This is a genomic window from Achromobacter sp. RW408, assembly GCF_003184165.1.
GTDB classification, from domain to species: domain Bacteria; phylum Pseudomonadota; class Gammaproteobacteria; order Burkholderiales; family Burkholderiaceae_B; genus Achromobacter; species Achromobacter xylosoxidans.
Map to the genome: position 1 here is coordinate 1,049,822 of NZ_QHHO01000022.1, position 17,385 is coordinate 1,067,206.

The 17,385-nt window shown below is 70.4% G+C and carries 15 protein-coding genes; 9 read left to right on the forward strand and 6 right to left on the reverse strand.

Going from position 1 to position 17,385, the window contains the following annotated elements; all coding sequences use genetic code 11:
* Positions 1–385: 385 nt before the first annotated feature.
* The 4 genes from DK459_RS07220 to fhuE all read left to right on the forward strand — a co-directional run bounded on the left by DK459_RS07220 (position 386) and on the right by fhuE (position 4,798).
* On the forward strand, positions 386–628 hold the full coding sequence (locus DK459_RS07220; protein WP_024070276.1) for a hypothetical protein: 243 nt from the start codon (positions 386–388) through the stop codon (positions 626–628).
* A gap of 96 nt (positions 629–724) precedes the next feature.
* Positions 725–1,228: an RNA polymerase sigma factor gene (locus DK459_RS07225; protein WP_024070275.1), complete on the forward strand. Its 504-nt coding sequence runs from the start codon at positions 725–727 to the stop codon at positions 1,226–1,228.
* Positions 1,229–1,280: 52 nt separating this feature from the next.
* On the forward strand, positions 1,281–2,276 hold the full coding sequence (locus DK459_RS07230; RefSeq protein WP_110134583.1) for a FecR domain-containing protein: 996 nt from the start codon (positions 1,281–1,283) through the stop codon (positions 2,274–2,276).
* A gap of 59 nt (positions 2,277–2,335) precedes the next feature.
* Positions 2,336–4,798 carry a ferric-rhodotorulic acid/ferric-coprogen receptor FhuE gene (fhuE, locus tag DK459_RS07235; protein ID WP_070543222.1) on the forward strand — a complete coding sequence of 821 codons (2,463 nt, stop codon included), beginning with the start codon at positions 2,336–2,338 and terminating at the stop codon, positions 4,796–4,798.
* A gap of 37 nt (positions 4,799–4,835) precedes the next feature.
* Here fhuE and DK459_RS07240 read toward each other — a convergent pair whose 3' ends face one another.
* Positions 4,836–5,570, reverse strand: a complete 735-nt coding sequence (locus tag DK459_RS07240; RefSeq protein ID WP_024070272.1) for an SDR family oxidoreductase — start codon at positions 5,568–5,570, stop codon at positions 4,836–4,838.
* Positions 5,571–5,684: 114 nt separating this feature from the next.
* Here DK459_RS07240 and DK459_RS07245 point away from each other — a divergent pair, with 114 nt between their 5' ends.
* The 4 genes from DK459_RS07245 to DK459_RS07260 all read left to right on the forward strand — a co-directional run bounded on the left by DK459_RS07245 (position 5,685) and on the right by DK459_RS07260 (position 10,617).
* Entirely contained in the window at positions 5,685–6,482 is a 798-nt protein-coding gene (locus DK459_RS07245) for a LysR family transcriptional regulator (RefSeq protein ID WP_024070271.1), read from the forward strand.
* Between the two features lie 80 nt (positions 6,483–6,562).
* The gene (locus DK459_RS07250) at positions 6,563–7,084 is read left to right on the forward strand and encodes a sigma-70 family RNA polymerase sigma factor (RefSeq protein ID WP_006387399.1); all 522 of its coding nucleotides are present in this window, start codon (positions 6,563–6,565) and stop codon (positions 7,082–7,084) included.
* Entirely contained in the window at positions 7,081–8,070 is a 990-nt protein-coding gene (locus tag DK459_RS07255; RefSeq protein ID WP_054447961.1) for a FecR domain-containing protein, read from the forward strand. The genes DK459_RS07250 and DK459_RS07255 overlap by 4 nt, the downstream gene beginning before the upstream one ends.
* Positions 8,071–8,163: 93 nt before the next feature.
* Positions 8,164–10,617, forward strand: a complete 2,454-nt coding sequence (locus DK459_RS07260) for a TonB-dependent receptor (RefSeq protein ID WP_110134584.1) — start codon at positions 8,164–8,166, stop codon at positions 10,615–10,617.
* Positions 10,618–10,633: 16 nt separating this feature from the next.
* On the opposite strand, the gene DK459_RS07265 is transcribed toward DK459_RS07260, so the two are convergent.
* The 4 genes from DK459_RS07265 to DK459_RS07280 form a co-directional block, all read right to left on the reverse strand.
* Complete coding sequence (locus DK459_RS07265) at positions 10,634–11,527, reverse strand: GntR family transcriptional regulator (protein ID WP_006387401.1); 894 nt, start codon at positions 11,525–11,527, stop codon at positions 10,634–10,636.
* Positions 11,524–14,184 carry an aconitate hydratase AcnA gene (acnA, locus tag DK459_RS07270; protein ID WP_006387402.1) on the reverse strand — a complete coding sequence of 887 codons (2,661 nt, stop codon included), beginning with the start codon at positions 14,182–14,184 and terminating at the stop codon, positions 11,524–11,526. The genes DK459_RS07265 and acnA overlap by 4 nt, the downstream gene beginning before the upstream one ends.
* 93 nt (positions 14,185–14,277) lie before the next feature.
* The gene (locus DK459_RS07275) at positions 14,278–14,928 is read right to left on the reverse strand and encodes a 2OG-Fe(II) oxygenase (protein WP_110134616.1); all 651 of its coding nucleotides are present in this window, start codon (positions 14,926–14,928) and stop codon (positions 14,278–14,280) included.
* The gene (locus tag DK459_RS07280; RefSeq protein WP_049050747.1) at positions 14,925–15,632 is read right to left on the reverse strand and encodes a DNA-3-methyladenine glycosylase; all 708 of its coding nucleotides are present in this window, start codon (positions 15,630–15,632) and stop codon (positions 14,925–14,927) included. Before DK459_RS07280 ends, DK459_RS07275 begins: the two co-directional genes overlap by 4 nt.
* Positions 15,633–15,803: 171 nt before the next feature.
* Here DK459_RS07280 and DK459_RS07285 point away from each other — a divergent pair, with 171 nt between their 5' ends.
* Positions 15,804–16,493, forward strand: a complete 690-nt coding sequence (locus DK459_RS07285; RefSeq protein WP_024070265.1) for an HAD family phosphatase — start codon at positions 15,804–15,806, stop codon at positions 16,491–16,493.
* A 16-nt stretch (positions 16,494–16,509) separates the two neighbouring features.
* Here the strand turns inward: DK459_RS07285 and DK459_RS07290 are convergent, their stop codons facing one another.
* Positions 16,510–17,286: an SDR family oxidoreductase gene (locus DK459_RS07290; protein WP_006387405.1), complete on the reverse strand. Its 777-nt coding sequence runs from the start codon at positions 17,284–17,286 to the stop codon at positions 16,510–16,512.
* Positions 17,287–17,385: the final 99 nt, after the last annotated feature.

Sequence of the window (17,385 nt, forward strand, 5' to 3'; positions counted from 1 at the left end):
ATCGTCCAGAGCAGGCCCTCGCGGATGGCGCGTAGCGCGCTGGCGCTGGCCAGGGCCGCCAACCGGTCTTTCGGATAGCGCATGAACCTTGATGTCGACATACCGGTATCGCCCAAAAAAGCCCGCTGCCGAAGGAGGGCCCGCCCCGGGGCTGGCGCTGCGGCCGTCCCGGGTTTGTAAGAATCCTTTGCCGCATCCTAGCGCCTGAGTTCCCGGCTTAGCAATCGCGCGGGGAAAAAATCCTAGGGATTCCCCTCTGTCAAGAAATGAAAAGCCGGCGCATCGTGCGCATATCAGGAGGACGGCGGCGCGCTACGATCGGACGCAAGCCCTGGTTGGGCGGACGCCGCGGCTTCATGACAGGCTAGACCCAGAGGGAGACACGATGTCGCAGTTGGAGTGGGTGCCCGGCGACAAGACGCCGGAACGGCAGGGCTATTACGAAACGCGGTTGGACACGGGCGGCACCGCGATCACGCTGTACAGCGTCCTGGGCTGGATGCCGGTCAAGACGCCGGGCAATATGGTGAGCTGGCGGGCCTTGCCACCCGCCGCCGAAAGGCAGGAGGCCGAGCGCCACATCCAGGAATTGCGCGCGGCGCAGAGCCACGTGCCGATGGACTACTAGTGGCAATGGCTCGGCGGCAGCGCCAGGAGTTCTTGCGGGAATGAGAATTATTTGTAAAATCCGCAGCGTTGCCACACTACGCCACCGGATCGATCCATGTCCCGCCCCGCTTCGTCCCGTCCCGGATGGCTCGCCTGCTATGACGAGCTGATCGGCGCCTGGAGCCGCCGCTCGGGCAACCGGCACGACGCCGAGGACGCCGCGCACGACGCCATCGAGCACCTGCTCAACGCCGACGCCAGCGTGGCGGCCAAGGCGCGCGGCTATCTGTTCCAGGTGGCCGGACACCGCCTGATCGACCGCTGGCGCCGCCAGCATCGCGAGCAGCACGTGCCGTTGGATGAACTGGACGAGCGCGACCAGCCGGTGCACGCCGATCCCGAGTCACCGGTTCGGGCCGCGCGGCTGGCCGACGACCTGGCGCGGGTGCTGGCCGAACTGCCACCCAAGTGCCGCCAGGCCTTCGTCCTGAACCGCATCGAAGGCTGGACCCAGGCCGAGGTGGCCACCTGCATGGGGCTGTCCAAGAATATGATTGAACGCTACGTCATGCGAGCGATCCAACACGTGCAGGAACGCCTGCGCGAACACAATCCATGACGCCGTTCCTGCTTACTTCATGTCCGCGTTCCGGCGTGGACGGCCACCGACGATGACCGAGTCCTTTTCCCGCGATGTCGATGACCCGCGCCAGCCCGCCAGCGCCGCCTGGTGGTTCGCGCGCTGGCATTCGGGCGACATGACGCGGCGCGAGCGGCGCGCATTCGCGCGCTGGCGGCGCGAGCAGCCGGACGCGGCGCGCGAGTTCGACCGCATGCAGCAGTTGGGACAGGCCGCCGCGCAGTTGCCGCCCGACCGCGTGCGCGACCTGCTGGGCGGCGCGGTGCCGCCTCGCCCGGGCCGCCGGCGCATCGCCGCGCCGCTGCGCATCGCCTTAGCCTGCGCGGTGCTGGCGCTGGTGGCGCTGGTCGCTTGGTGGAGCCTGCCGGGCGAGGCGCCGACCTACACCATCGTGGTGGGGGCCGACCGCGGAGAACGCAAGCAGGTGACCCTGCCCGACGGCTCGGTGCTCGAGATCAACGGCAGCACGCTGGCCGAGGTCAAGTTCTATGCCGGTCGCCGCGAGGTCGAACTGCAGGGCGGTGAAATCCTCTTCAGCGTCAGTCCGGAAGCGGAACGGCCCTTCATCGTGCGCGCCGGCAGCGGCGACGTGCGCGTGACCGGCACGGTGTTCGACGTGCGGCGCGACGAGGACGTGGTCACCGTGCTGGTGCGCTCCGGCACGGTGGAAGTGACCGGCGGCCATTGGTGGAACCTGGGGCTGGCGGTATTGCGCGATGGCCACGGCATCCGCGTGCCGGGCAGCGGCGCCATCGGTGTTCCGGCGCCCGCCGACGTCGAGACGGCGCTGGCCTGGCAGACGGGCAGGGTGGTGTTCAGGAATGCGCCGCTGGCCGAAGTGGTGAGCGAGATGAATCGCTACCTGGCCACGCCGTTGCGGCTGGCCGACAGTAAGGCGGGACGCCTGCGGGTATCGGCCTCGTTCAGCCTGGACCGGCCCGAAGCGTTGCTTGAGGCGCTACCGGCGGTGGCGCCGGTGAAGCTGACGCCTTCGGCATCCGGCGTCATCGACGTGACCGCGCGCTAGGCGTTACAAAATAATCGTCCCCGGCATTCAGGTTTTTTCGCCTCGGCATCGTTCTAGGAATGAAGGCGCGCCGCGCCCTGCCTTTGCAAGAAGGCTTTCCTCCTGTTCCTGAACCGAAACCGCCGCTGATCGTGAATGCTTCCTCCAGGCGCCGCGCGCGCGCCACGCCCCGTATCGTTCTTTCTTCCCTGATGCTGTCGCTGGCCCTGGCGACGGGTGTCTGCGGCGCCGCCGGGCCGCGGGCGTCCGCGGTGGCGGTGGACATTGCCGCCATGCCGCTGGACGAGGCGCTGTTGCAGTGGGCCGCGCAGACGCGCCAGCGCGTGTTCTATGCGCCTGAACTGGTGGCCGGCCTGCGCACGTCGGGCCTGCGCATGACCGCCAGCCCGGAGCAATCGCTGGCGCGCCTGCTGCAGGGCACGGGCGTGGGTTATCGCTGGCAGGGCGACAGCATCGTCCTGACCCGGGAAGGCGAAGTGGCCAGCCTGGCGCCCGTGACGGTGCTGGGCGCGGGCGACCCGGCCGTGACCGAAGGCACCGGCTCGTACACCACGCCCGCCACGGCGGCGGCAACCGGATTGTCGTTGTCGCTGCGCGAAACGCCGCAGTCGGTCACCGTGGTGACGCGCCAGCGCATCGAGGACCAGAACCTGCGTTCGCTGGACGAGGTGATGGGCAACGTGGTCGGGGTGCAGGTGGTTTCCGAAGACAGCGACCGCACCGATTTCTGGTCGCGCGGCTTCTACATCGACAGCCTTCAGTACGACGGCGTGCCCACCACGATCGGCCTGTCCATGTATGGCGAGTCCAACAACGATTCCATCATCTATGACCGCATCGAGGTGGTGCGCGGCGCGACCGGCCTGATGACTGGCGCGGGCAACCCCTCGGCTTCGATCAACCTGGTGCGCAAGCACGCCAACAGCCGTGAATTCACCGGCGAGGTCAACGCCGGCATGGGGTCCTGGAACCAGTATCGCGGGTCGGCGGACCTGACCACGCCGCTGAACGCGGCGGGCACCGTGCGTGCGCGCATGGTGACGCTGTACCAGAAGTCCGATTCGTACATCGATCGCTATCGCGCCGACAAGAAGGTGTTCTACGGTGTGGTCGACGCCGATCTGACGTCCGCCACGCAACTGAGCGTGGGCATGGACTACCAGGACAAGCGGCCGCGCGGATCGACCTGGGGCGGCCTGCCGGTGGTGTTCAGCGATGGCACGCCCACCGATTGGCGCCGCTCCAAGAGCAGCGCGGCCGACTGGACCTATTGGCACACGACGCAGCGCACGGCTTTCGCGACGCTGACGCACCGTTTCGACAACGATTGGGAGGCGCGGCTCGCCTGGTCGCAGCGCAAGAGCAAGTACGACGCCAAGCTGCTGTGGTTCAGCGGCAAGCCCGATCGCGCCAGCGGCGCCGGCTGGACCGGTTTCCCGGGGTACTGGAATTCCTATGCGCAGCAGACCGCGCTGGACCTGCAGGTCAAGGGCCCGTTCCAGTTGCTGGGCCGGCGTCACGAACTGGTGCTGGGCGCTTCGCGCAGCCGCTACAGCGAGGACTTCTACAGCTACGCGCGGCCCGCATCGATGGCGGACACCGGCTCGTTCTACGATTGGGACGGTTCCTATCCCGAGCCGGCCTGGGGGGCCTCGACGCTGCGCGACACCGTCACGCATCAGCGTGGCGTGTATGGCGCGGCGCGCTGGTCGCTGACCGACGACGTGACGCTCATCACCGGCGCTCGCCACGCCTCGTGGAAGTCGCGGTCGCCCACCCGCGACCAGCGCGATGCGCGCCTGTTGCCCTATGCCGGCGTGGTGGTCGACCTGGACCGCACCTATTCCGCGTACGCCAGCTACACCGACATCTTCCAGCCGCAGGACTACCGCGACCGCAACGGCAACTACCTGGATCCGGTCGAAGGGCAGAACTACGAAATCGGCGTCAAGGGAGAATACCTGGACGGTCGGCTCAATGCGTCGCTGGCCTTGTTCAAAGTGAAGGAAACCAAGACCGCCGTGCCGGATCCCGGCTATGTGGTGCCGGGATCGACCGATGGCGCTTACCGGACCGCCGACGGCGTCACCACGCGCGGCATCGAAATGGAGCTGACCGGCCAGCTGGCGCCGGGCTGGAACACCACGCTGGGTGGCACCTACTACACCAGCCGCGACGCGCACGGCGTGTCGGTCAATACCGAGCGGCCGCGTGCCTCGGCCACGCTGTTCACCACCTATCGCCTGCCCGGAGCCTGGAACAGGCTGACGCTGGGCGGCGGCGCCAACTGGCAGATCAGCACCTACAGCAAGGTGGAGCTGGACGAGGGCAGCGTCATCGCCAAGCAGAAGGCCTACGCGATCTTCAACCTGATGGCGCGCTACGACTTCAGCGCGCACCTGTCGGCGCAGTTGAACGTGAACAACCTGTTCGACAAGAAGTACTACCTGGGCGGCGTGGCCAACCAGGTGTACTACGGCGAGCCGCGCAACGTGTTCCTGAACCTGAAGGCCACGTTCTAGCGCGGCGGCCGTGCAGGCCGCGTGACTCGGGCCTGCTTCAGGCCTGCTGGCGCGTCGCCGCCAGCACGATCTCGCGGATGCACACGCCTTGCGGCTGCGCATAGGCGTAGTAGACGGCGTTGGCCACGTCCTCGGCGGCCAGCACCTTGCCGCCCATGCCGGCCTTCCAGTCCTGGTAGCCGCTCTTGATGCCCGCGTCCGTGGTGTGGCTGAGCAGTTCGGTCTCGACCGCGCCCGGGGCGATGGTCACCACACGCACATTGTGTGGCGACAGTTCCTCGCGCAGGTTTTCCGACAGGCCATGTACCGCGAACTTGGTGCCGACGTAGGCTACGTGGTTGGGGAAAGTCTTGCGGCCGGCCACCGAACTGATGTTGATGATGGTGCCGCGACCGCGCTCGGCCATGCCGGCGGCGACGGCGTGCACGCCGTTGAGCAGCCCCTTGACGTTCACGTCCAGCATGCGGTCCCATTGCGCCGGGTCCTGGCGCGTGATGTCGCCCAGCAGCATGACGCCAGCGTTGTTGACGATGGCGTCGGCCGGACCATGCAGGGCTTCGGCCTCGCGCAGGGCGGCGGCCAGCGCGGCGCGGTCGGTCACGTCGACCTGGCGCGCCAGCGCATTCGGCAGGTTCAGCGCCTGCATCGGTTCCAGCCGCCGCGCCAGCAGCAACAGCGGGTGGCCGTGGGACGAGAACAGGCGCGCGGTGGCCAGGCCGATGCCGGAACTGGCGCCGGTGATGACGACGAGGGGGCGTTGAGGGGTAGTCATGAGGGAAACTCCAGGTATCGATTATTCATATGCCTTAGGGGCTGGAGACCATTATGGGGCGGGCTTTTTTGCTTGAAAAATGGTTTATTCTTCTTGAATTGATCGGAAAAACTTATGGATAGCCGCCAGCTCAATGCCTTCATCGCGGTCTTCGAGGAACGCAACATCACCGCCGCCGCGCAACGCCTGCACCTGAGCCAGCCGGCGTTGTCGGGCACCATCAAGGCCCTGGAAGGCGTGCTTGGCACGCAGCTTTTCGAGCGCCAGGCGCGCGGCGTGTCGGTCACCGACGCGGCCCGCATCCTGTATCCGCAGGCGCGGCGCCTGGTGGCGCAGACCGAGTCGATGGCGCGCCAGTTCCGCCAGGACGCTCGCCTGGCGCAACTGCGCATCGGGGTCGAAGGCGAGATCGCGGGCGCGCACGTGCGCGCCTTCGTGGCGCAGGCCCGCCAGGCGGTGCCCAATCTGATGCTGCTCCTGCTGGAAGGCTGCGTCGGCGACGCCCGCCTGGCGACCGAGGACGAACGCTGCGAGGACGAGCTGTTCGTGCCGCTGTGGGACGACCCCTATGCCATCGCCATGCCCTTGGATGCGGGCACGGCCGCACCGGCGTGGATCGTGTGCCCCGACCACCCCAGCCACCAGCGCCTGTTGCCGTACTACGGCGCCGCCGCCAACGCGCCGGCCGGCCAGGCTGGCTCGCTGCGCCTGGCGCTGGAACTGGTGGCCGCCGGCGTCGGCGCCTGCGTTGCGCCGCATTCCCTGATCGCGCAGCAAGCGGACGTGGCGATCCACGACCTCGACGGCCTGGCGCTGTCGCGCCGCATCGGCCTGTGCTATGCGGCGCAGGCGCTGGACAAGCCGGCGCTGGCATTGCTGACGGAACATCTGCGGGAGGCAGGCCAGGGCTGAATGGCGCGCGGCTGCCTGGCAGCGGCGCGAATGGGATAAAATAGTAACAATTCCCATTTAGATTGCTCGCGAGCTGCGCCGTGTCCTCGACCGATACCCTGCCCACCGACACCGTCACGCAGATCTACCGCGAGCACCATGGCTGGCTGTCGGCCTGGCTGCGCAAGAAGCTCGGCAATTCCTTCGATGCGGCCGACCTCGCCCACGACACGTTCCTGCGCCTGATGGCGGCGCGCGTGAGGGCAGGCGGCGGCGACGAGCCGCGCGCGCTCCTCACGCACATCGCCAAGGGGCTGGTGGTGGATCACTGGCGCCGCCGCGCGCTGGAGGACGCCTATCAAGCCGCCGCGGCGCAGCTGCCGGCGCGCGAGGTGCCGTCGCCCGAGGTGCGGGCGCTGATCCTGGAGACCCTGTACGCGATCGATGCCACCTTGCGCACCCTGCCGGCCAAGACCCGCGAGATCTTCCTGTCGTCGCAGTTCGACGGCATGGCGTATGCCGACATCGCGCGCGCGCAACGCGTATCGCTGGCCACGGTCAAGCGCCACATGCAGAAGGCGCTGACGGCCTGCCTCATCGCCTACCAGGCGGGTCCCGCATGAGCGCGACGCCGGACCCCGCCCTGCTCGAGGAGGCCGCCGGCTGGCTGGTGCGCTTCCAGTCGGAAACCCTGTCGGTCGCGGACCGCGCGGCGTTCGAGCGCTGGCGCGATCGCAGCGCGGCGCATGCCGCCGCCTGGCGCCGGGTCGAAGACATGCTGCGCAGTTTCGGCCAGGTGCCGCCGGCGTTGGGCGCGCATACGCTGCGGCGGCTTGATCGGCTCGAGCGGCCCGCGCGCCGGCAGGTCCTGCGCACCGTGACCGGCCTGCTGCTGGCGGGCCCTGCGGCCTGGCTGGCCTGGCGCGAGGTGCCCTGGCGCGAATGGAGCGCCGACGCCCGCACGGCCATCGGCGAGCGGCGGCAGATGCTGCTCGCCGACGGCACGCGCCTGTGGCTGAACACCGCCACCGCGGTGGACATCCAGTACAGCGCGCGGCAACGGCTGGTCTGGCTGCGCGCGGGCGAGATCCTGCTGACCACCGGCAAGGACCCGGCGCCGGCGCCGCGGCCGTTCCTGGTGCAGACCGGGCTCGGCAGCGTGCAAGCGCTGGGCACGCGCTTCATGGTGCGCGACGAAGGCGCCGCCATCCAGGTCGCGGTGTTCGAGGACGCCGTGGAAATCCGCGCTGCCGGCGGCGCGCGCCGGGTGCTGCGCGCGGGGCAGCGGGCCCGCTTCGACGCGGACGCCATCGGGCCGGACCAGGCCGCGGACGCCGCGCAGGTCTCGTGGGAGCACGGCATGCTGGCCGCGCGCAATTGGCGGCTGGCCGATCTGGTGGACGAACTGGCGCGCTACCGGCGCGGCTTTCTGCGTTGCGATCCCGAGGTGGCCGGGTTGCGGGTATCGGGCGCGTTTCCCCTGGCCGACACCGACGCCAGCCTGCGGCTGCTCGAGAAGACGCTGCCGGTGCGGATCCAGCGCGTCACGCCGTATTGGGTCACCGTGGCGGCGCGGCCGGCGGGCGGCGAGACCGTCGTTACAAATTAATCGCCGCCGCGCTGACACTTTTTCCGCCTTCGTCCGGTGTACCGGGTGAATCGTCGCGGCCAGGCCGCGAAGCCCGCCCACGAAGGATCTTCCATGCCCGTCCGCCATTCCCGTCATCCGTTCCGCCGCGCGCGGCCCCAATCCCGCCCGGCGCTGGCCACGGCCCGCGCGCTCGGGCTGGGCCTGGCCCTGCTGCTGTCGAGCGCGGCGCCGGCCGCGCGCGCCGCCGACGACGCCAGCGCCGCGCGCGGCAACTCCTATGCGATTGCGGCGGGGGCGCTGGGCGACGTGCTGGCGCAGTTCGCCGCCGCTTCGGGCGTGCCGCTGTCGTTCGACCCGGCCTTGCTGGCCGGGCGCCACAGCGACGGCTTGAACGGCGTCTATACCGTGCGCGATGGCTTTGCGCGGCTGCTGGCCGGTTCCGGCTTCGCCCTTGCCGAGCAGGGCGATGGCGCCTACTCGCTGCGCAGGCTGCCGGCGTCGGGCGAGACCACCACCTTGCCGAACATCGTCGTGGCCGGCGCCGGCGCACCCGCCTCGGCCCTGCCGGCCAGCTATGCCGGCGGCCAGGTCGCGCGGGGCGGCCGGCTGGGCATGCTGGGCAACCGCGACGTGATGGACGCGCCTTTCAGCGTCGCGAACTATACCGCCGACCTGCTGGCCAATCGCCAGGCGGTGACGCTGGCCGATGCGCTCAACGTCGATTCCTCGGTGCGCTTCACCGGCCAGATCGGCGGGGTGACGGATTCGTTCTACATCCGCGGCTTCCCGATAGGCGAAGGCAACCTGGGCGAGATCGCGTTCGACGGGGTCTATGGCGTGGCGCCCAACTACCACGTGTTCACCGACTACATCGAACGCGTCGAGGTGCTCAAGGGTCCGGCCGCGCTGCTGTATGGCATGTCGCCCAACAGCGGCGTGGGCGGCGTCATCAACATGGTGCCCAAGCGCGCCTTGCCGCAAGACCTGACGCGGGTGTCGGCCGACTACGCCGGCACCTCGCAGTTCGGCGGCCGCGTCGACCTGAGCCGGCGCTTCGGCGATGATGGCGCCTGGGGCGTGCGCGTCAATGGCCTGCACCGGCAGGGCGACACGCCGCTGGACAACCTGCATTCGCGCACCGACATCGGCGCGCTGTCGCTGGACTACCAGGGTGAAAAGCTGCGGGCCTCGCTGGACCTGCTGACGCAGGAGGAAAAGGTGGACGCGCCGACGCGGCCATTCCTGGTGGCCGCCGGACTGCGCACGCCGGACGCGCCCGATGGCCGGCGCAACGCGACCCAGCCTTGGGGCTGGTGGAAATCTTCCGGGCAGTCCGCGCTGCTGCGGGTGGAGTATGACGTCGGCGAGCGCCTGACCGTGTTCGCCGACGCGGGCGGTTCGGATACCTCCATCGACCGGCTGTCCGACCAGACCCCCACCATCGTCAACGCCGCCGGCGACACCGTGGTGACGCCCAACCATTTCAAGTTCCAGGTCGACCGCAGCACCTACAACGCCGGCCTGCGCGCCCGGCTGGATACCGGCCCGGTAAGCCACGCCGTCACTTTCATGGGCACGCTGTACAGCGACCGCAACGCGCAGGCCAGCGTGAATGGAACGCCGCTGTCGTCCAACATCTATCACCCGGTGACGCGGGCGCGGCAGGGCATCGCCGCGCCCGCCAGCGTGCCCAAGGTGTCGTCCTCGGACCTGACCGGCTTCGCGCTGGCCGACACCATGAGCGTGCTGGACGAGCGCGTGCAGCTGACGCTGGGAGCGCGCCAGCAGCGCGTCGAGTCGCGCAATTTCAATCCCGTCAGCGGCGCGCGCACGGTCAGCTACGACGAAAGCGCCGTCACGCCGCTGGCCGGACTGGTGCTCAAGCCGTGGCACAACGTTTCGTTCTACGCCAACTACATCGAGGGCCTGAGCAAGGGCGACGTGGCGCCGGCCACCGCGTCCAACGCCGGGCAGGTGTTCAAGCCGTACAAGTCCAAGCAGAAGGAAGTGGGCGTCAAGGTCGACTTCGACAGCGCCATGCTGACCCTGAGCGCATTCGAGATCACCAAGCCCAGCGGCCAGTTGACGGGCACGGTGTATGCCGCGGACAGCGAACAGCGCAACCGCGGCCTGGAGCTGAACCTGTCGGGCGAGCCGCTGCGCGGCCTGCGCCTGCTGGGGGGCGTGACCTTCCTGGATGCCGAGCTGACGCGCACCAGCAACCCGGCCACGCGCGGCAACCGGCCGGTGGGCGTGCCGCGCTGGACGGCCAACCTGGGCGCGGAGTGGGATACGCCCTGGGTCGCCGGGCTGACCCTGACCGGCGGCGTGATCCACACGGGCACGGAATACGTCAACCAGGCCAACACCCAATCGGTGCCCTCATGGACCACCTTCGACCTGGGCGCGCGCTACGTCACGCGCATGCACGGCAACAACCTGACCTTGCGCGCCAATGTCGTCAACGTGTTCAACCGCGCCTATTGGTCGGGCGTGGCGTCCTACGGCACCATCTCGCAAGGCGTGCCGCGCACGCTGATGCTGTCGGCCTCGATGGACTTCTGACGGCGCCTGGCGCGCGCTACGGCGCCAGGATGCCGCGGATGCGGGCCAGGTTGTCGAGCGTGCTGCGCAGGTGATGCGCCAGCGCCCGGGAGGCCTCTTCGTTGCGTTCGCGTTCGAGCAGGTCGAGGATTTCCAGGTGCTGGTCGCAATGCTGGCGGTACCGGCTGCGATCCTGCATCGAGCGGTACGACAGCAGCCGGCGCACGCGGTTGACGCGCTTGATGGTCTCGATGAAGAACGGGTTGCCGGAGGCTTCGACCAGCGACTCGTGAAAGCGCACGCCGCGCTCGTGCAAGCGGTCGGGGCTGTCGCCGTCGATGCCGCCGTCGAGCAGGTGGCGTTCGGCGGCGCGGCAGCGCTGCAGCACGGCGGGGTCCAGGCGGAACGTCGGTTCCAGCAGCGCCGCCGGCTCCAGCGCCAGGCGCAGGCGGTACGACTGCAACAGGCTGTCGGGCGTGGTCATCATCGACGAGAACTCCCAACCGTAGCCGGGGCGCCGCTCGGCCCAGCCTTCCTGCGCCACGCGCGCCAGCAGGGCCTGGGCCTGGGCTTGCGTCAGGCCATAGCGGGCCCGCAGCTGGGCCTCGCTGCATTGCAGCGGCAGCGCGCCGCGCAGCAGCTCGTCGGCCAGGCGGAAATAGCTTTGCGTGACGATGTCGTCGGCGACGGGGGCCAACGCGGCCGGCGCGTGCGCCAGCGCGTCATGATCGAGTTGCAGGAAATAGCCGCGGTTGGGCTGGCGCGCCACGATGCCATGCCGTTCCAGCAGGACCAGCGCGTCGTTCACCGGCGAGCGCGACAGGCGCAGGCGGTCGGCCAGTTTCTGCGCGCTCAGGTGCGCGCCGGGGCTCAGGCGGTCTTGCTGGATCAGTGCCAGGATCTTGTTGGCGGTGTGGGTCTGCGCGCTCATGGGTGGACGGAAATCGGCGGGGGTTCGGCCCGGCGCTCCGGCGTCCGTGCGCGGTCGCCGAGCGTGTCCGCCAGGATAGCCGGAATCACGCCGCCCATCCGCAGCAAGCGCAGTTCCAGCTGGGTCTCCACGGCTGCCGTGGCGCGCAGCGATTGCGTGGCGCCGTTGGCGCGCAGCAGCCGCACGGTGATGGACTGGCGCGGCGCCAGCTCGTGCGCGGGACAATCGATCTCGATGCGGTCGCCGGGCCGCAACGCCAGGCTTTGCGGCCCGGCGTCCGCGGCCAGCCGCAGGGGCAGGATCCCCATGCCGATCAGGTTGGAACGATGGATGCGTTCGAAGCTCAGCGCCAGCACCGCGCGGATGCCGAGCAGCCGCTGGCCCTTGGCGGCCCAGTCGCGCGAGGAGCCGGTGCCGAAGCGTTCCCCGGCCACCAGCACCACCGCGTCGCCGTCGCGGCGATAGCGCTCGGCGGCCTCCCAGATCGGTGCGATGGCGCCGCTGGGCGCATGCACCGTGTGGCCGACCGGGGCGTCGGGACACAGCAGGTTGGCCAGGCTCCTGCTGTAGAACGCGGCGCGCATCATCACCTGCCAATTGCCGCGGCGCGAGGCGAATACGTTCAGGTCGTCGCGGTCATCGCCTTGGGCCACCAGGAAGTCGGCGACCAGGCTGTCGGGTGGAATGGCGCTGGCGGGCGAGAGGTGGTCGGTGGTGACGTCGTCGCCCAGCACCAGCAACGGGTGCGCGGCGTAGCGGCCCAGCTGGCTTGCCGGGCCGGCGGCGGCAAAGGGCGGCCGGCGCAGCGCGGTCGAGGCCGGGTCCCAGGGAAAACAGGGCGTGGCGGGCGACCGCAGGGCCTGCCAGCCCGGATTGGCGCTGGCCGCCTGGAACGCCCGCTGGAAATCGTCGGCGCGCACGCCGCGCGCCAGCGCCGCGTCGATCTCGTGGTCGTCGGGCCAGAGATCGCGCAGGAACACCGCGCGCCCATCGGGCGCGACCTGCACCGGCTCGCGCGCCAGGTCGCGCTCGGCGTCGCCGGCCAGCGCGAAGGCAATGACCAGAGGCGGCGACATCAGGAAGCCCAGGTCCAGGTCCGGGTGGATGCGGCCGGTGAAATTGCGGTTGCCGGACAGCACCGCCACCGGCCGGACGGCGCCGGCTGCCATGGCCTCGCGCACCACCGGCGGCAAGGGGCCGGCGTTGCCGATGCAGGTGGTGCAGCCATAGCCAACGATGCCGAAGCCGACCGCCTCCAGGTCATCGAGCAGGCCGGCGCGCGCCAGATAGTCGGCGGCGGCGGGCGAGCCCGGGCCGAGCGAGGTCTTGACCCAGGCGGGCGCCTTGAGCCCGGCGCGGCGCGCCTTGCGCGCCAGCAGGCCGGCCGCGACCAGCAGGCGCGGGTCGGAGGTGTTGGTACAGCTGGTGATGGCGGCGATGGCGATGGCGTGGCGCGGCAGCGGCGAGGCCGTCGCCGGCGTGAACGCCTGGGCGGCGAGAAGGGCGCGGGTATGTTCGTAGGGATGCAGGTCCTGCGGCCGCGTGGGGCCGGCCACCCGGGTGCCGACCTGGTCCAGCGCGATCTCGACCACGCGCGTATAGCGCGGCGTGGCCGCCGGATCCAGCGCCAGGCCCGCGCTGGCCGCGTAGGCGCCGACCCGCGCCACCTGGGCCGCGTCGCGGCCGGTCTGGCGCAGGTAGTCGAGCGTATTGCCGTCGATGGGGAAATAGCCGGTGGTGGCGCCGTACTCCGGCGCCATGTTGGCCACCACGCAGCGGCTGCCGGCCGACAGGGTGGCGACGCCGGGACCGAAGAACTCCACGAATTCGCCGGATACGCCGATGGCGCGCAGGCGCTGGGTAACGGTCAGCGCCAGGTCGGTGGCGGTGATGCCGGCCGGCAGCGCGCCGCTCAGCCGCACGCCGATCACGTCGGGAATGCGCAGCATGGTCGGCATGCCGAACATCACCGTCTGCGCCTCCAGCCCGCCCACCCCCCAGCCCAGCACGCCGATGCCGTTGATCATCGGCGTGTGGCTGTCGGTGCCGATCATCATGTCGGGGTGCAGCATGCCGTCCTGCTCGCACACCACGGTCGCCAGCTGCTCCAGGTTGATGGTGTGCATGATGCCGGTGCCGGGCGGATGGATGCGCACGTTGGACAGCGCCTGCGAGGCCCAGCGCAGGAAGCGGTAGCGCTCGGCGTTGCGGCGCAGTTCCAGCGCAAGGTTGTGCGCGGCCGCATCCGCTTGCGCATAGGCCTGCACCGCCAGCGAATGATCCACCGACACGTCCACCGGCAGCACCGGATTGAGCGCGCGCGGGTCCATGCCGGCCTCGTCCAGGGCGTCGCGCATGGCGGCGATATCCACCAGCGCGGGCGTGCTGGTGGTGTCGTGCATCAGGACGCGGCCGGGCTGGAAGGCGATCTCCGCCTCGCTGGTGCCGCGCGCCAGCCACGCGAACAGGGCCGCCACGGCCGCGTCGCGCTCGGCGCCGCGCATGTTGCGCAAGGCGTTTTCCAGCAGCAGCCGCAGCACCACGGGCAGGCGCAGGAAATCCGGACCGTACCGGCCCGCCATGTCGATGTGGGTATAGGCGACGCCGCCCAGCGTGAAGCCGGTGCGGCGGGGTGGGGTGTCGTCGGGGGTCTCCATGGCGGCTAGTTTTGCATATTGAAGTGTAAAAATGCAATGTGATTTCTAGCCAGCCCTGCCGGCGACCCGGCGCGGCAGGATCGCCCGGGCCGGTCAGGGCGGGGCCGACAAGCCGTCCAGCGGCAGCGACAGGCCCACCCGTTCGCCGCTGCGCACCCGACTGACGGCGTGGCGCAGCGTGGCGCGGTAGTCGCCGTTGGCGCCATGGATGGGGCGGTGCGCCACCGCGATCACGGCGGCGTCGCCCCGTTGCAGCGGCAAGACCATGGGACGCGACTGCTGGCGCGGGCGTTGCTCCGTCATGACGAATTCGCCGCCGGTGAAGTCCTGGCCGGGCTCGGACAGCAGCGCAATCAGGCCGAACGGGAACGCGGCGTCATCCGCGGCGTGGCGCAGGGGCAGAAAGCCGTCCTGGCGCAATCTGTTCAGGCAGGGCCGTGCCATTGCCGTGGCGGCGGGGGCGGCGCGTCCCAAGCGCCGCGCCCAGGCATCCGCCAGCGGCGCCAGCCGGGCGCGCAGCGCGCCTTGCAGGGCGTCCAACCCCGACGGCAGCGGCGGGCGCAGCGAGCGCCATGTGTCGCCGTCCACACCGCTTGGCATGGCCTGCGCATCGTCGAAGGCGCGCGCCATGGCAACCGCCTGGGCGGCGCTGAACAGCGCGGGCAGCGGCGCCCAGCCCTCCGCGTCCAGCTGCCGCTGGATATGGTCCCAGTCGTAGCGCCGCAGCGACAGGGGCGCGCTCATGGCGCCGCCGGCGACGGGGTGGCGGGCATGCGCCACAGATACCAGGCCGCGATCGTGCGGTACGGGCTGAAGGCCTCGCCGATGGCGCGCATCTGCGCCGGCGAGGGCGCCTTGTCCAGCCGCTTCAGGCGCCGGTAGCCCTCGCGCACGCCGAAGTCGTCCACCGGCAGGATGTCCATGCGTTCCAGCGTGTAGATCAGCAGCATCTCGACGGTCCAGCGGCCCACGCCGCGCAGCGTCACCAGGCGTTCGACCAGGGCTTCGTCGCTCATCGCCAGCGCTTCGTCGCGCGCCGGGATCAGGCCGTCCAGCGCGGCCTGCGCGATGCCGCGGATGGTGGCCAGCTTGGACGCGGAGAAGCCGCAGGCGCGCTGGACCTGCGGATCGGTGTCCAGCAATGCGCGCGGCGCGGGAAAGGCCTGTCCGGGATACAGCGCCAGCAGGCGGCCGAGAATCGCGTCGCCGGCGCGGGCGTGCAGCTGCTGGTAGGCGATGGCGCGCACCAGCGCCTCGTAGGGATCGCGCGCCGGCCGCGAAGCGTGTCGACAGGGGCCGATGGCGGCGACATGGCCGGCCCAGTCGGCATCCAGCGCGGCCAGGTGCCGGGCCGCGCGCGCGTAGAGGGCGGCGACGTCGTCGGCGGCGGCGGTCGCCTGGGGGGGCGCCGGCCGCGCGCGCTTCGGAGGGGAGGTCGGTGGCGTCATGAGGGGAAAGCTGCGGGTTGAATGGGGGCGCGGGGCCCGGGTTTGGCCGGCCGCGATACAGCATAGCGAAGCCTGCGGTGCGGCACACTCCGCTGCTTGCTGCCCCGGCCGCGGCCGGGTTGGCGCGGTGCAGTATGCTCTAGGGCTTCCCCGACCCTCCCCGTAGCCGCAATGACAGATTTTCCCTTTGACGCCGTGTTGTTCGATTGCGACGGCGTCCTGGTCGATTCCGAACCGATCACCGCCCGCGTCCTGACCGAGATGCTCAACGAGCTGGGTTGGGCCATCACCTTCGAGGAAGCCACGCGTATCTTCACCGGCAAGGCGGTGCGCGACGAACTGCCCTTGATCCAGGCCCGCACCGGCGTGGCGCTGTCGCCGGAGTGGTTCGCACAGTTTCGCGAGCGGCGCAATGCCGCGCTCGACCGTGAACTGCGCGAGATTCCGGGCGCGCCGGATGCGGTGCGCGCCCTGCACCGGACGCTGGCGGGCCGCATCGCGGTCGCCTCGGGCGCCGACCGCCGCAAGGTCGAGCTGCAGCTGGCCAAGGTCGGCATCGCGGACTGTTTCGGCGAACGGGTCTTCAGCGGCCACGAGATGCCGCGCAGCAAGCCGCACCCCGACGTCTACCTGGCCGCGGCCAGCGCGCTGGGCGTCGATCCGCGGCGTTGCGCCGTGGTCGAGGACACCGTCACCGGCGCCACCGCCGGCGTGGCGGCGGGCGCCACGGTGTTCGGCTACAGCCCCGATGCCAACGGCCACAGCAGCGCCGAAGCGCTGCGCGGCGTCGGCGTGACGCACGTATTCACCGACATGGCGCAGCTGCCGGGCCTGCTGGCGGGCTGGGCCGCGGCGCGCTGAGGCGCCGCGCGCGCCGTCAACGGCCGGCGTACTGCTCGCCGCCGTCCAGGTCGATCACCGTGCCGCTGAGATACCCGGCGCGCGGCGACGCGCCGAACACCACCATGTCCGCGACTTCCTCGGGCTCCATCAGGCGGCCGAAGGGCAGGTCGTTCAGGGTTTCCTGCCAGCGCGATTCATCGCCCCAGCGGGCCTGCGCGCGTTGCCTGGCCAGGGTCAGCACCCGGTCGGTGCGGGTGCGCGACGGATTGACGCCGAACACGCGCACGCCGTGGCGCGGCCCGTCGCCGCCCAGGGCGCGGGTGAAAGCGATCAGCGAGGCATTGGCGGCCGCGCCGCAGATGTAGTCGGCCCGCGGCGCCGAGCCTGCCATGCCGATGATGTTGGCGATGACGCCGGCGCCCGCCGCGCGCATCAGCGGATAGTAGTGACGCGCCAGGTCGATGTAGCCGTGCACTTTCAGGTCCCAGCCGGCGCGCCAGCGTTCGTCCTGCACCTGGTCCAGGGCCCCGCCGGGCACCGCGCCGGCGTTGTTGACCAGGATGTCGATCGCCCCGGTCCGCTCCAGCACCCGGGCCGCGGCGCCCGGCTGCGCCAGGTCCACCGCCACGGTGCGCGGCTGGCGGCCGGTCTGCGCCAGGATCGCCTGCGAGGCGGCCTGCAATGCGGCGTCGTCGCGCGCGGCCAGGATCGGCTCGGCGCCCTCGCGCGCGAAGGCGGTGGCGCAGGCCAGGCCGATCCCCTTGGACGCGCCCGTGATCAGGACGCGCTTGCCAACCAGTTGTAGATCCATCCAAAGCTCCTCGTCGTGCCCGTCTCGATGCGGACCTGCCTGATGTTGTAAACCAGATGGGCGCAGCCACGCCAGCGCGGCCCTGCTATGCTGGCGCAA